This is a genomic window from Flavobacterium piscis, from assembly GCF_031457575.1.
GTDB classification, from domain to species: Bacteria; Bacteroidota; Bacteroidia; order Flavobacteriales; family Flavobacteriaceae; genus Flavobacterium; species Flavobacterium piscis_A.
Window position 1 is genome coordinate 1 of record NZ_JAVDWQ010000018.1, and the last position, 12793, is coordinate 12793.

The 12793-nt window shown below is 30.5% G+C and carries 14 protein-coding genes; 8 read left to right on the top strand and 6 right to left on the bottom strand.

The features are described from left to right. Positions 1-140: 140 nt before the first annotated feature. On the top strand, positions 141-1715 hold the full coding sequence (locus J2W48_RS19475; protein ID WP_310283461.1) for a M56 family metallopeptidase: 1575 nt from the start codon (positions 141-143) through the stop codon (positions 1713-1715). Positions 1716-1797: 82 nt separating this feature from the next. Further along, complete coding sequence (locus J2W48_RS19480; RefSeq protein WP_310283462.1) at positions 1798-1938, top strand: SsrA-binding protein; 141 nt, start codon at positions 1798-1800, stop codon at positions 1936-1938. Here J2W48_RS19480 and J2W48_RS19485 read toward each other — a convergent pair whose 3' ends face one another. The 4 genes from J2W48_RS19485 to J2W48_RS19500 all read right to left on the bottom strand — a co-directional run bounded on the left by J2W48_RS19485 (position 1939) and on the right by J2W48_RS19500 (position 6851). Continuing rightward, positions 1939-2454 carry a DinB family protein gene (locus J2W48_RS19485; RefSeq protein WP_310283463.1) on the bottom strand — a complete coding sequence of 172 codons (516 nt, stop codon included), beginning with the start codon at positions 2452-2454 and terminating at the stop codon, positions 1939-1941. Between the two features lie 11 nt (positions 2455-2465). Continuing rightward, complete coding sequence (locus J2W48_RS19490; protein WP_310283464.1) at positions 2466-5051, bottom strand: phosphoenolpyruvate carboxylase; 2586 nt, start codon at positions 5049-5051, stop codon at positions 2466-2468. 87 nt (positions 5052-5138) lie between these two features. Beyond that, the gene (locus J2W48_RS19495) at positions 5139-5618 is read right to left on the bottom strand and encodes an Lrp/AsnC family transcriptional regulator (protein WP_007805990.1); all 480 of its coding nucleotides are present in this window, start codon (positions 5616-5618) and stop codon (positions 5139-5141) included. Positions 5619-5696: 78 nt separating this feature from the next. Then, positions 5697-6851 carry a M14 family metallopeptidase gene (locus J2W48_RS19500; protein WP_310283465.1) on the bottom strand — a complete coding sequence of 385 codons (1155 nt, stop codon included), beginning with the start codon at positions 6849-6851 and terminating at the stop codon, positions 5697-5699. A gap of 312 nt (positions 6852-7163) precedes the next feature. Between J2W48_RS19500 and J2W48_RS19505 the strand changes: the two genes are divergently transcribed. Further along, on the top strand, positions 7164-7640 hold the full coding sequence (locus tag J2W48_RS19505; protein ID WP_310283466.1) for a helix-turn-helix domain-containing protein: 477 nt from the start codon (positions 7164-7166) through the stop codon (positions 7638-7640). Positions 7641-7724: 84 nt separating this feature from the next. Here the strand turns inward: J2W48_RS19505 and J2W48_RS19510 are convergent, their stop codons facing one another. Further along, positions 7725-8276, bottom strand: a complete 552-nt coding sequence (locus J2W48_RS19510; protein WP_310283467.1) for a 1-acyl-sn-glycerol-3-phosphate acyltransferase — start codon at positions 8274-8276, stop codon at positions 7725-7727. A gap of 63 nt (positions 8277-8339) precedes the next feature. Between J2W48_RS19510 and J2W48_RS19515 the strand changes: the two genes are divergently transcribed. The 5 genes from J2W48_RS19515 to J2W48_RS19535 are packed head-to-tail and all read left to right on the top strand — an operon-like array spanning position 8340 to position 11227. Further along, positions 8340-9005 (top strand): spermidine synthase, encoded by a 666-nt coding sequence (locus J2W48_RS19515; protein ID WP_310283468.1) that lies wholly within the window; start codon positions 8340-8342, stop codon positions 9003-9005. A gap of 9 nt (positions 9006-9014) precedes the next feature. Further along, the gene (locus tag J2W48_RS19520) at positions 9015-9692 is read left to right on the top strand and encodes a peptidoglycan DD-metalloendopeptidase family protein (RefSeq protein ID WP_310283469.1); all 678 of its coding nucleotides are present in this window, start codon (positions 9015-9017) and stop codon (positions 9690-9692) included. 6 nt (positions 9693-9698) lie between these two features. After that, positions 9699-10175, top strand: a complete 477-nt coding sequence (locus J2W48_RS19525; protein ID WP_310283470.1) for a hypothetical protein — start codon at positions 9699-9701, stop codon at positions 10173-10175. Between the two features lie 7 nt (positions 10176-10182). Beyond that, the gene (locus J2W48_RS19530) at positions 10183-10707 is read left to right on the top strand and encodes a hypothetical protein (protein WP_310283471.1); all 525 of its coding nucleotides are present in this window, start codon (positions 10183-10185) and stop codon (positions 10705-10707) included. Between the two features lie 49 nt (positions 10708-10756). Next, complete coding sequence (locus J2W48_RS19535) at positions 10757-11227, top strand: nuclear transport factor 2 family protein (protein ID WP_310283472.1); 471 nt, start codon at positions 10757-10759, stop codon at positions 11225-11227. A gap of 130 nt (positions 11228-11357) precedes the next feature. Here J2W48_RS19535 and J2W48_RS19540 read toward each other — a convergent pair whose 3' ends face one another. Continuing rightward, on the bottom strand, positions 11358-12734 hold the full coding sequence (locus J2W48_RS19540; RefSeq protein WP_310283473.1) for a nucleoside permease: 1377 nt from the start codon (positions 12732-12734) through the stop codon (positions 11358-11360). Between the last annotated feature and the right edge of the window lie 59 nt (positions 12735-12793).

Sequence of the window (12793 nt, forward strand, 5' to 3'; positions counted from 1 at the left end):
AGAAAAAATAGTTTATAAATCGTTTAACAAAAATCAATTGCGGTTATCTTTCGAGTAACGCGATACCTCGAGGCTCTGCCTCGGGGTAATTCATTAGCAATAGATGGTTTTTACTGGCTGGATTAGTTACTTCGGTTGTTTTGCCATTTTTGGTTTACACTAAAATTATTTGGGTTGACCCTACTCCAACTCCAAATTGGAATTTTTCTTCTGGCTATGTACCACAAGCCATTACAGAAGACTCTTTTCAAATAAATTGGGACATGGTTTCATTAATCATTTATGCTATAGGATTTTCGGCCTTTATGATAAAATTTGCAATCGATTTTTATAGTTTAAATTTAATTTTAAAAGGTAAAAAAATTGAACAGCAGGCTGATTTTAAATTCATTGATATAAAAGAAAACATTGCTCCTTTCTCCTATTTTGATTACATCGTATACAATTCATCAATGTATACTGATTCTGAACTGGAGAATATTCTGGAACACGAAAAAGTGCACAGCGATCAAAATCACACTATGGATGTTTTAATTTCAAGGTTGTTTTGTGTCTTATTCTGGTTCAATCCTGTTATCTGGTTATACAAAAAAGCCATTCTTCAAAACCTTGAATTCATCGCAGACAATGAAGCTGCTAAAAAAATATCCGACAAAAAAGCATATCAATACACGCTTTTAAAAATAACAACACATGAAAGCTGTGTTGCAATCACCAATCATTTTTATCAATCATTAATCAAAAAACGAATTGTTATGTTAAACAAAAATCAATCAAAAAAAGGGAATTATTGGAAGTATTATGCTATAATTCCAGCACTTGTAGGCTTTGTGTTATTATTTCAAATTGAAACAATCGCGCAGGAAAAAAAGATAGCTAAAGAAGTTTCTGAAAAAACATCATCTATTGATGTTTACAAAATCAGAAAAAACACCACCGACCAGGAATTAAAAGAATTTACTGAAAAATTAAAGCAAAATCATAATGTAGACATTGTGATATCTGATGTAAAAAGAAACTCTAATAATGAATTAACTGCGATTAAAGTAGACGTTGAAAAAGGTACCGGAAGAGACCAAACCATCCAAATTGAAGGTAGCAATGCAATTAAAAGTTGCGGAATAATAGTCATTACAGATAATAAAGGTTCGAAAAAAATCAATATAATTACAAATGATGATCAATTTCAAATTGCCGAAACAAACGAAGAAAATCAAGAAATTAAAAACATCAATGAAAATTTAACAATACCAACTCCCCCAACACCACCAACACCTCCTGTTTTTCCTAATGGACCAATGCCAATTGCACCTATGCCGGATATGTCTAAAATGCCAAAACCTCCGGTAGCGCCATCAAATCATAACGACAAAGTCGCAATGAAGAATTTTGAAAAAGAAATGGCTGAATTTGAAAAAAAAATGGAAGCTTTTGTACCCGATATGTCAGCTTATGAAAAAGAAATCGAAGAAGTGATGGAAAAGCGTTCGGCTATATTTGAAAAAGAAATGGAAAAATATGATATCGCCATGCAAAAGTTTGATGCCGATATGCAAAAATACAGCCAGCATCTTGAACAAAAGTACGGTAAGGATATGAAGCAATATGAGATCCATATGAAAGAATACGAGAAAAATATGAAGCAACATGAAAAAGATATGAAGATTCATGAAAAAGAATTAAAAAAAATGCAAAAAGAAAGTAAACGATCATAATTCTATTGTTACTTTCTGTAAACCAAAAAGACTTTGCGAAACTGCAAAGTCTTTTTTTATATCTTTGAAAAAAATAATCGTGATGTATAAAATTTTAGCCAAAATAAATAAAGTCCTTTTACCCAGTTTTACTAAGCAAGGTTTAGATATTTCAAAAGCCAAAAAATGGCAAATGGCGATTATTGGATACCGTTATTTTGTAACTAAACGTGCTTTAGATTAATTACAAATATCTTTCTGAAATTACTCTCAAATGATGATTCTGGTGTCCGGTAATAATAAAACCAATTGCTCTTACTGAAATACTGGTATTTGAAGCTGTACCTAAAAATAATAATTGTTCTTCATTTAAACTTTTAAAAAAACTAATTGTAGCTTTTCTGACGTTTTCATATTCTGAAAGTAAACTTTCAATTGAACGGTTATTGGCAAATGCAAACGGAACATAATCATTTTCTTCAAACCCCGGTAAGGGTGTTTTATCACCACGGCTAATCCTCAGAGCACGATACGCAAAAATACGTTCCGTATCCATCATGTGCAAAACAATATCCTTGATTGTCCATTTTCCTTCCGCATATCGATATTCTAATTTATCCGAAGGTATTTTTTTTACAAAATTGATTAACTGTGGCAAACCATCAATAAGCCCTTCCAATAAGGTCTTGTTTTCAGTTGCGTTTATATAGGTTGCGTTAAAAACAGAATATTCATTTGATACTAAATCTGAAGCCTGCATAATTTTAAAATTTAAGCGGAGTTTCTACTTGCATTTGTATTTCCAAAAAGAGAACGCGTAACGATTTTTTCATATACTTTTACCAAATCTTCGTTAACCGCTTTTTCTTTGTTTAATTCATTAATTCTTAGAAGAGCGTATTGTTGTATCGTCAACAAAGGCAGCACAATACGTTCTCTTACCTGAATAGATGCTATACCATCAGGATAATTCTCCATCAGGGTTTTATGACCCGCAATTTTAAGTAGAAGACGTTTGGTTTCTAAAAATTCATCATATATTATTTGCCAGAATTCACCAAATTCAGGATCATTTCTCATGTATGCTGTTAATGGTAAAAATGATTTTGCTAATGACATCATGCTATTTTCTAAAAGCGTTTTAAAGAATAGGGAGTTATGGTATAAATCATTCACTTTATTCCATTGATCAGTTTCCTCAAAATGTTTTAGAGCCGATCCTACGCCAAAAAAGCCCGGTACATTTTGTTTCAGCTGACTCCATGAACCAACAAAAGGGATTGCTCTTAAATCTGCAAAATCTAACTGTTCAGATTTACTTCTTTTTGACGGACGGCTTCCAATATTCGTTTTAGAATAGTATTTTAACGTACTCATTTTTTCCAGATACGGAATAAATTTTGGATGATTTTTAAAACTTAAGTATTTTTCATAACCCAAACCAGCCAATTGCGTTAAAATCTGTGTTTCTTCAGAACTCAATTCGTTTTTTCCTTTACTGAACACCTGGTTTGTTACACCGGCACTTAATAAATTTTCAATATTATAACGGCAGGAATCTAACGTTCCAAAATTAGAACTAATCGTTTGTCCCTGAACTGTAATCTGAATTTCGTTATTCTCTATTTTTGGCCCTAAAGAAGCATAAAATTTATGTGTTTTTCCGCCACCACGTGCAGGAGGCCCACCACGTCCATCAAAGAAAATAACTTTAATTCCATATTTTCTTGAAATTTCTGTAAGCGATATTTTAGCCTGATAAATACTCCAGTTTGCCATTAAATATCCACCATCCTTAGTTCCGTCTGAGAAGCCTAACATAATCGTTTGTTTATTTCCTCTCTCCTCTAAATGCTTTGAATATTCAGGATTTGTATACAATTGCTCCATAATATCATGCGCATTTTGCAAATCGTCAACGGATTCAAAAAGCGGAATAATATCAACTGTTGGATTTTCCCAATTATTTAATCGGATCATGGCAAAAGTCTCCATTACATTCAATGCACTTTCGTTATTACTGATTATATATCGATTAGCGCCAAATTCACCATTATTTTCCTGAATCGTTTTAATTGCCTGAACAGATTCTAAAGTAGATCTTGTTATTTCATCTTCGAAGTCACCAGGATTTAAATCCCCTTTTACTTTTGATAAAACATCTATTTTTTGATCTTCAGTCAATTCAAAGTAATTCTTAGGAAATATATTTGAACCAGAATTCAGGTAAAAATTCACAACGTCCTTAAATACCGCATTATGAATTTTACTGTTTTGGCGAATATCCAAAGTAGCAAAATGGAATCCAAATAAATTAATTTTAACTAAAAATGCTTCTAACTCATCCAGATATAATGATTGGTGCTTTTCAATAATAATTGCCCGAATTTTATTTAATTGAGAGAGTAATTCCTCTAATGTAATATAAATTTCACCTTTAGAATAAAAAACAGATCTATAAAGTTTATGTTCAAGTTCAGAAACCAAAGTATCTACACCAGAGAAAGTTAGTTTTCTTTTTAAACTCCTCATTTCAATATAATAACATTTCAAAATAGAAGTACGTAAACGTTCCGCTACTTTTAAAGTAATTTCTGTTGTAACAAAAGGATTACCATCACGATCTCCTCCCGGCCAGAATCCAAGTTTTATTAATTGATTTTTAATAGAATTCCCCTGTAAGATATTTTTTTGTAAATAATGAACAATTTCACCAGAGGTTTCATAAAAAACATTCTCTAAATACCATATTAAACTCACTGCTTCATCATAAGGATTAGGCTTTTCATTTTGTATAAATGGAGTTTTACCTAATTGAGCCAGCAGTTGTTTTATTTTTAATAAGTCATTGGAACGGATAGCCTCTGTCAAATCATTTATAATTCCAAGAACAGGGCCAGGGTAAAATTGTGTTGGGTGCGCTGTTAAAACCGTTCTTACGTTGAAACTTTCAAGGAATTCAATCAGTTCATCATCTTTTTCTTTTGCGTCTGATTTTTCTTTAATGTCGCGAAGAGAACCACGTCCTTCCATATTGTTTACTGCCGGAAAAGCAGCATCCTCAATAGCATCAAATAATACGATTTGGCGCTCAATATATTGAATAAAACGAAACATTAAATCAATCCTTTCCGTTTCTGAAGCATTATTTAAAAACTTATTGGAAAAAAAATCAAAAATTTCTTTTGGAGTTTCCTGTTTTTTAAACCCAGTCTCACAAGTTTCTGTAAATAAAGGCAGCAAAACCCCTGTATTATCTATAGAATCAAAAGGTAATGTTATAAATACACTATTGTAAATATGATATTTAGAAAGAACATCCTGATTGAAACGCTCAATTTTAGGTAACGTGTACATGTCTTTTTGTAGTTGGTTGGTTAATTAGTCATAAAAAAACCTCAAGCAACAACTTGAGGTTATATTTTAATATAGCATTCAAGAATATTACATGTTTTTAAAGATAGTATGCATCAAACGCTTCTTATCGTTAATACTTTCTTCTAATGAAATCATGGTTTCAGTTCTATAAACTCCCTCAATATCATCAATCATAAAAATCACCTCTTTTGCATGCTTGGTATCTTTTGCCCTGATTTTGCAGAAAATATTAAACTTTCCTGTAGTTACAGATGCTACCGTTACAAATGGAATTTGGTTAATTCGTTCTAATACAAATTTAGTTTGAGATGTATTATTAAGAAATACACCTACATAAGCAATAAATGAATATCCTAATTTATCGTAATCTAAGGCAAGTGAAGACCCCATTATTATACCTGCATCCTCCATTTTTTTTACTCTAACATGTACAGTTCCAGCAGAAATCAACAATTTTTTGGCTATGTCAGTAAACGGAACTCTCGTATTGTCTATTAACATATCTAAAATCTGGTGATCTACTTCATCTAAACGAAATTTACTCATAATTCTTTAATTAATATTACTAATTTGCTGTTACAAAGGATAAAAATATATATAAAAAATAACAAATTCACATAAAAATTAACTTTTTATCAATCCATTAACAAATTTTATGTTTTTATCCAAATAAAAATCTGCTTTTTGATTCACTTTCGGAAAATCATCAATATCATCTGAATAAACAGCTCCTTCACCGTTATATTCATAATGACCTAAATAATTTTCTAATTCACCAACTTCTGCAATATAGGCGTTAAAATGAATCTCATCTTCAATCAATTCTTCTTTGTATTGTGCGACAAAATTCGTAATAATTTCAATACCATCATAATTTATTTTGATATTTTTATACATAAAATCATAAAAAACCGCTTTATTTTGTGAAATATTCAAATAATCAACAATTCCATTATCAACTATATCGTTTTCGAAAAGTGTTTTAAAAGCTGTTACAAATGAGAAAAAGATATATTTCCTTGTTATTTCACGCGAATAATCATTTTCAAAATGACCTGCTTCAAACAAAATAGTTGGTACTCCCAAAAATTGAAAAGTATCACCTATACAATTGATATTAAATGAATCATCAAAACGACCAACCTGGCCGGGAATAAATTTTTGCAATTCATTATTCATTGCTACAATTAAATTGATTGCTTTCAATCTGTTTTCATTAATTTCTCTCTCTTCATTAAAAGAAGGAGCTAAAAAAGAAACTGTTGCAGGTTTGCCGGAATCACCAGTGCCAAAAATTGTTCGTTGATCATGCAGATTAAAACAATAATGAGGTTTAAAAACTTCGAAAACATGACGTAAAACTTTACTTTCCGGCTGAGTCAGATCCTGAGAATCACGATTTAAGTCAATATCGTTCGCATTTGCACGTGTATACAACGTCGCTCCATCAGGATTTAGTATCGGAATACAGTAAAAAGTAAAACTTTTAAGCATATTTTTTGCAAAATCACTATCACTATTTAATAGATTGATAAAATCAAACAAGGCTTTTGTAGTAGTACTTTCATTTCCATGCATTTGGGACCATAAATAAATACGTGTTTTTCCTGTCCCGATTTCGTAACTATATATAGGTTTGTCTAAAACAGACTGACCTATAATTTTAACCCGGTTATCAATATTTAATTTATCCAATAATGGCTTAATGTGGTGTAATGTCAAATAACGCCCCCCTATAGACTGCTCTTTGTATTGATTGAATAATTCTTCTAAATTCATTGTGTTTTGATTTGTTTACAAAAGTAAACATCTTTATTTTTACAATTGTAAACTGCCGAAAAATTAATTAATTTAGATTTGTAAACACTTTATTAGCCCTCAATTGGTTCTTATTACCACTGCCTGTTTACAATTAACACCTATTGTTAAATATTATTACATAATTGTAATAATCAATTAGTTATGAATCATTATCTACACGTATAATTTAAGTTATTTAGTCTTAAAATTATAATTTACAACTGTAAAATTGGTTTATTACTTTCTTTTAATTACATTTGTAAACAATGGGTTGTTCAAAAATAATTTACAATGGTAAACATAGACGATTTTATAAAAAGGCTCGAAATAATACTTGATTATTATGGATTAAATGCATCTTCTTTTGCTGATAAAATTGGTGTACAACGTTCCAGTATGTCTCACCTGCTTTCAGGCAGAAACAAACCTAGTTTAGATTTTGTAATGAAAATTTTAGAGGTTTTCCCCGATGTTGATTTGTATTGGATCTTAAACGGTAAGGGAGATTTTCCAAAAAAGGATGAACAAATTATAATACAACAAAAAGAAAATTTTTCAGATATAATAAAACCAGTTGCTCCTGCTTTCCCAAATGAAAATTTTACAGAACAAGATTTATTTTCAAAAATTAATTTTGAAGATGACAAAAAAATACAATCCAATAGTAATATGGAAATTAAAGATTCCAATAATCGACAAGCTGAAGAGGAAATTGAAAGAATTGTTTTTTTTTATAAAAATGGCACATTTAAGGTATACATACCATAATTTAAAATTTAGCCCACATTTGAAAATTTTTTATTTTATTTTTCATTTAAGCAATTCTCACGAAAGTTTAAAAATTCAGCGATTTTATACTTGAAATCCTTTTTCCGGAATTTTGCCCACCACTCCAATATAATGTTTTTTTAAATTTTGTAAATCTGTTTCGTAATTTCCGGTAGGAAAAAAAGCTTTTCCAAAATTTACTTCTTTTCTGCCCCAATCAAATGCAACGGGAATAATTGGCACATTTGCCTTAAGGGCAATATAATAAAACCCGCTTCTGATTTCTGTTACTTCCTTTCTGGTGCCTTCGGGTGCAACAGCCAAACGAAAAATTTCTTTTTTCTCAAAAATAGAAACAATTGCATCAACCTTATTCAATCCTCCGGAACGATCTAAAGGCTCACCTCCTACACTTCTAAAATAATACCCAAACGGAAATTTAAATAACTCTTTTTTTCCTACCCAATTCATTTCCAATCCGGATATGCCTCTTGTAAAAATTCCCAGATAAAAATCATGATTGCTTGTATGGGGCATTACCATCATCACACATTTTTTTACTTCAGCATTTTCAATCCCTGCTATTTTCCAGCCCATTAGCTTAAAAAAAAGGAATTTATATAATTTTTTCTTCATTTAAATTTAATATATCTGGCAAAATAAAAGATTTAAATATTAAATTTGGTAAAAAGCTTAAAAATGATTCAAAAAATATTTAGTTATTTTATTCCAATAAAAATATTTAAAAAAAAATCGATACGCAGTAAAATAATTGAAGTTACGTGGGCAAATGGAGAATTGGTTTTAGATTCTGAAAACACAAATTACTCTTACGGTAGCCTGCAAAGAATATTAAGATATGGTTTACGAAATATTGGTTACCAAAATATCCTGAATATGCATCACATTTTACTATTGGGTGTTGCTGGCGGAAGTGTTATTAAAACATTAGTTGATGAAATAGAGTATAAAGACAGAATAACTGGTGTTGAAATTGATCCGGATATGATTCAGATTGCAAATGAGTTTTTTAATTTAAATGAAATCAAACAATTAGAAATTATTATTGATGATGCTTTTGATTTTGTTTTAAAAACCAGGGAAAAATATGATTTAATCATAATTGATATTTTTGAAGATACACATATGCCTAATTTTTTATTTGAAAGTTTTTTTACTGATAAAATTTGTTCTCTTTTAAATACGAAAGGATTTGTTCTTTTTAATACAATGATTCTTGATGAGAGCCATAATATCAGAAACAGAAAATATATTGCTAATATTGATATGGAAGCCTACCCAACAAAAATGCTGCCCCGTATAGAAGTACACAACGAATTGATAATTATTGAAAAATTAGCTTAATACCATTTTATGAAAACCTTTTCCTCTATCTTAAAATCTTTACCTCCCACAAAAGTTATTGATCCGGATATTGATTATTCAAAGTATATTCCGTTAGATTTATCTGTTACTAATAAGGAATTAGCTGAAAGCAGTCTCCAAAATTCTGAAGATTTCGAAGTTTTTATTTTAAATTTTTTAGAAAAAAACAATGGTAAAGTGGCCTATGGCGGTTACATCGAAGGCCGTAATATATACAAGAGAAGCAATATTTTCAGAAACGATACTATTTCAGAACGGAATATCCATATTGGTCTTGATTTATGGATAAATGCCGGAACATCAGTTTTGGCTGCTCTTGACGGAAAGATATACAGTTTTAAAAATAATACCGGAATAGGCGACTATGGTCCAACAATTATTTTAGAACATGAAATAGAAAATGAAAAATTTTATACTTTATATGGACATTTATCGTTAGAAAGTATAAAGAATCTTACCGTTGGCACTTTTTATAAAAAAGGAGAAAAACTTGCGACAATTGGAAATTCACAAGTGAATGGTGATTACGCACCTCATTTACATTTTCAGATAATTAAGAATATTGAAAATTATTGGGGCGATTATCCCGGAGTTTGCAGCAGAGACGATTTGAATTTTTATATTGAAAATTGCCCGGATCCAAATTTATTATTAAAAATAACATAAATAGTTATGAAGAAAGCAGGATTGATTATATGTTTGTTGCTATTAATTGGTTGTAAATCGAAAAGTGTGAGCAGGGATACTGATGATTTAAAAATCAAAAGGGTTTCATCTCCTGAAATTAATTCGAATCAGCAAAAAAAAGCCTATGATTTAGGGAAACGCGTTTTAGAAACATGCAATACTTCTAAATTTAAACCCTTTAACGAAACTGAAGTTACAAAGTCTGTAATGGATAATACTACAGAAGATCGTCTGACAAAAACCTGCCAGAGGTTTCGACAATATTATGGAAGTTTTGTTGATTTGAAATTAGATGGAGTTTACAAAACCAAACAGGAGACGATTTATCGCTATCGCGCATTGTATACAAAAAAGGTAGCAAACAAAGAACTTCGTGTTTTTGTGAATGAAGAAAATTTGATCTCTGCTATTAAATCAATGGATTGGGATGAAAAATTTGATTCTAAAATAATTGATAACTAAAAAAACTATGAATTTAAAATTATCCCTGCTTTTCTTTATTTTGATTTCGACTTTTGCAAAAGCCCAGCAAACACTGAGTGTCAAAGGTTCAAAACCTTACCCGGTAACTGAAGAATATATTTTTATTTGTGAAAAATATGTTTATACCGGAGAAATTTATGTACAAATTGCAAAAACAGAAAAAGGAGGAATTTTAAAATTAACTATTTCAGTACCAAATGATAAAGCCATGATTTCCGGTGGAGTGTATGTTGATCTGGCTGATGGCGATGCAATTGCCTGTGTTGATAAAAATGTGAAAGAAACAACAGATGGAAAAACGACTTCATATTACTATTTTACCCCTTCAGAATTTACAAAACTAAAAAAAACAGATATACAATCTATTAGATTTATTATTACGGGAAATTCAAAAGCATTTGGAAATCAAACCGGATATTTTACTGCGGTAAATAGAAAAAATTATTTTTCTACTGCTTTTGATAAATCTAAGAAAACTTTTGACACCGCAGCAGAAATTAGCCTTCTATAAGAGTTTGATTATCAAAATAAATATTACTTTTATAATCAAATTTCTCAAAATGAATTCAAACGAAAATCTAATCGCTAAATTTTACACAGCTTTTGCAAATGCTGATGCAAAAACAATGAATGAATGTTATCATCCAAAAATTCATTTTGTCGATCCTGCCTTTGGACTTTTAAAAGGAGAACAGGTTTCTAAGATGTGGGAAATGTTACTTTTAAAAAGCAAAGGAAACATCAAAATTGAATTTTCAGATATTAAAGCAGACGATTTTACAGGATCTGCCCTTTGGACAGCAACTTATTATTTCAGTAAGACCAACAGAAAAGTTGTTAATAAAATTTCCTCTCAATTTATATTTCAGGATGGGCTCATTATCAAGCATACAGATAGTTTTGATGTTTGGAAATGGTCAAAACAAGCCTTTGGGTTTACAGGATATTTACTAGGATGGACAGGTTTTTTTCAGAAAAAGATTAATGAACAAGCATTGTTATCACTTGAAAAATTCCAACGCTCTAAATAATTTTTAATCAATTCCATTTTTTAAATACAGCACCTTATTTGTTTTTCTGCAAACTGAAAGGCTGCAAAATTCTAACACTATATTAATTATTAGCCACAAATTTTCATAAATTAATCCCGAATTAAAATGATTAATGTCCTAAATTTTCTAATTCTTTAGGATCGTGTTTGTGTTTAAACAAAATTGCAAAGGCTATTGCAATAATAAAAGCATAAGCAGCAAAAGATAACCAGATGTTATGCCAGTCCTTCATTAAAATTTCCTTACTAAAAATACCATCTGTGGAAATTGAATTTCCTTGGGATTTTACAAAATTTAACATTTTAGAATTGGATTCTTCTGTTTGTAAAAATGACGCTAACTCAGACGATGTTGTAAAAGATTTAGTAAAATATTTATCAATTGCCCAACCTGATGTCAAACTTCCCAGAACTGCTCCCACTCCATTTGTCATCATCATAAATAAGCCTTGCGCAGAGGAGCGGATTTTAGAATCGGTATTGCTTTCTACAAACAATGAACCAGATATATTGAAAAAATCAAATGCCATCCCATAAACAATACAAGATAAGATGATCATCCATAAACCACTCACCGGATCTCCAAAAGCAAATAGCCCAAAACGTAAAACCCAGGCTAACATACTGATTAACATTACTTGTTTGATTCCGAAACGTTTTAGGAAAAATGGAATTGCCAAAATAAATAATGTTTCAGAAACCTGAGAAATCGACATAATAATAGTCGAATATTTAATGACGAAAGAATCTGCATATTTTGGAAAATGCTTAAATTCATCAAGAAAAACATCACCATAAGCATTTGTTAATTGTAAAGCTCCACCCAAAAACATAGAGAATATAAAAAACAAAGCCATCTTATAATTTCCAAATAATTTAAAAGCTTCCAGTCCTAAAGTTTCAACCCACGAAGCATTTTCTTTTGTCAGACGTTGTGGTTCGCATTTTGGTAATGTAAAAGAATAAATTCCTAAAACTAAAGCTCCAATTCCTGCAATGTAGAACTGAAATTCAGTTGCTTTACTATCTGTTAAATTAGTAATCCACATTGCCACAATAAAGCCAATAGTCCCCCAAACACGAATAGGTGGAAAATCTTTTACTATATTTTTATTATTTAATTTTAACGAAGTATATGAAATTGAGTTACTTAAAGCAATTGTGGGCATATAACAACACATTGCGGCAAGCATAACATATATAAAATTATCCGGAGTAGTAACCTGAGCAATACCAAATAAAACAACTGCATATAAAATATGCAAAACACCATATAATTTTTCTGCATTTATCCACCTGTCGGCAATTATTCCTGTCAAAGTTGGCATAAATAAAGAGGCAATTCCCATCGTACCGAAAACAAGACCAAATTGTGTCCCTTCCCAATTTTTCGTTCCAAACCAATAATTTCCAATAGTAATAAGCCAGGCTCCCCAAACAAAAAACTGAAGAAAACTCATTACAATCAATCTGTTTTTAATTCCCATAGGATGAATTGTCTTTAAAATAAATGAAGCGGTAAAACTACCATTAAAAATGAGATCTA

Excerpts from the sequence above, each read along its gene's own strand:
- J2W48_RS19480 (WP_310283462.1), top strand. The coding sequence starts at position 1,798 with ATGTATAAAATTTTAGCCAAAATAAATAAAGTCCTTTTACCCAGTTTT.
- J2W48_RS19485 (WP_310283463.1), bottom strand. The coding sequence starts at position 2,454 with ATGCAGGCTTCAGATTTAGTATCAAATGAATATTCTGTTTTTAACGCA.
- J2W48_RS19490 (WP_310283464.1), bottom strand. The coding sequence starts at position 5,051 with ATGTACACGTTACCTAAAATTGAGCGTTTCAATCAGGATGTTCTTTCT.
- J2W48_RS19495 (WP_007805990.1), bottom strand. The coding sequence starts at position 5,618 with ATGAGTAAATTTCGTTTAGATGAAGTAGATCACCAGATTTTAGATATG.
- J2W48_RS19500 (WP_310283465.1), bottom strand. The coding sequence starts at position 6,851 with ATGAATTTAGAAGAATTATTCAATCAATACAAAGAGCAGTCTATAGGG.
- J2W48_RS19505 (WP_310283466.1), top strand. The coding sequence starts at position 7,164 with ATGGTAAACATAGACGATTTTATAAAAAGGCTCGAAATAATACTTGAT.
- J2W48_RS19510 (WP_310283467.1), bottom strand. The coding sequence starts at position 8,276 with ATGAAGAAAAAATTATATAAATTCCTTTTTTTTAAGCTAATGGGCTGG.
- J2W48_RS19515 (WP_310283468.1), top strand. The coding sequence starts at position 8,340 with ATGATTCAAAAAATATTTAGTTATTTTATTCCAATAAAAATATTTAAA.
- J2W48_RS19520 (WP_310283469.1), top strand. The coding sequence starts at position 9,015 with ATGAAAACCTTTTCCTCTATCTTAAAATCTTTACCTCCCACAAAAGTT.
- J2W48_RS19525 (WP_310283470.1), top strand. The coding sequence starts at position 9,699 with ATGAAGAAAGCAGGATTGATTATATGTTTGTTGCTATTAATTGGTTGT.
- J2W48_RS19530 (WP_310283471.1), top strand. The coding sequence starts at position 10,183 with ATGAATTTAAAATTATCCCTGCTTTTCTTTATTTTGATTTCGACTTTT.
- J2W48_RS19535 (WP_310283472.1), top strand. The coding sequence starts at position 10,757 with ATGAATTCAAACGAAAATCTAATCGCTAAATTTTACACAGCTTTTGCA.
- J2W48_RS19540 (WP_310283473.1), bottom strand. The coding sequence starts at position 12,734 with ATGGGAATTAAAAACAGATTGATTGTAATGAGTTTTCTTCAGTTTTTT.